The organism is Nostoc sp. DedSLP03 (genome assembly GCF_034530815.1).
GTDB lineage: Bacteria > Cyanobacteriota > Cyanobacteriia > Cyanobacteriales > Nostocaceae > Nostoc.
Genome location: NZ_JAVRCK010000253.1, coordinates 1 through 1,017 on the forward strand (window position 1 = coordinate 1; position 1,017 = coordinate 1,017).

Genomic DNA, 1,017 nt, shown 5'->3' on the forward strand with positions numbered 1-1,017 from the left:
AAAAACGCCTCTGGCGTTGTAAGGTTAAGCCTCACGGGTCATTAGTACCGGTTAGCTCAATGCATCGCTGCACTTACACATCCGGCCTATCAACGTCGTCGTCTTCAACGTCCCTTCAGGACTCTCAAGGAGTCAGGGAGAACTCATCTCGGGGCAAGTTTCGTGCTTAGATGCTTTCAGCACTTATCTTTTCCGCACTTAGCTACCGGGCAATGCCATTGGCATGACAACCCGAACACCAGTGGTGCGTTCACTCCGGTCCTCTCGTACTAGGAGCAACCCCCCTCAATTCTCCAGCGCCCACGGCAGATAGGGACCGAACTGTCTCACGACGTTCTAAACCCAGCTCGCGTACCACTTTAAACGGCGAACAGCCGTACCCTTGGGACCTACTTCAGCCCCAGGATGTGATGAGCCGACATCGAGGTGCCAAACACCGCCGTCGATATGAACTCTTGGGCGGTATCAGCCTGTTATCCCCGGAGTACCTTTTATCCGTTGAGCGATGGCCCTTCCATTCAGAACCACCGGATCACTATGACCTGCTTTCGCACCTGCTCGAGCCGTCACTCTCGCAGTCAAGCTGGCTTATGCCATTGCACTAACCTCCTGATGTCCGACCAGGATTAGCCAACCTTCGTGCTCCTCCGTTACTCTTTGGGAGGAGACCGCCCCAGTCAAACTACCCACCAGACACTGTCCGCAGCCCGGATTACGGGCCTACGTTAGAACATCAAACATTAAAGGGTGGTATTTCAAGGTTGGCTCCACGCAGACTGGCGTCCACGCTTCAAAGCCTCCCACCTATCCTACACATCAAGGCTCAATGTTCAGTGTCAAGCTATAGTAAAGGTTCACGGGGTCTTTCCGTCTTGCCGCGGGTACACTGCATCTTCACAGCGATTTCAATTTCACTGAGTCTCGGGTGGAGACAGCCTGGCCATCATTACGCCATTCGTGCAGGTCGGAACTTACCCGACAAGGAATTTCGCTACCTTAGGACCGTTATAGTTACGG

At 53.6% G+C, this 1,017-nt stretch carries 1 rRNA gene; it reads right to left on the reverse strand.

Annotation, left to right across the window (positions count from 1 at the left end):
* Nucleotides 1-20: 20 nt before the first annotated feature.
* A 23S ribosomal RNA gene (locus RM368_RS38660) occupies nt 21-1,017 on the reverse strand; the annotation flags it as partial.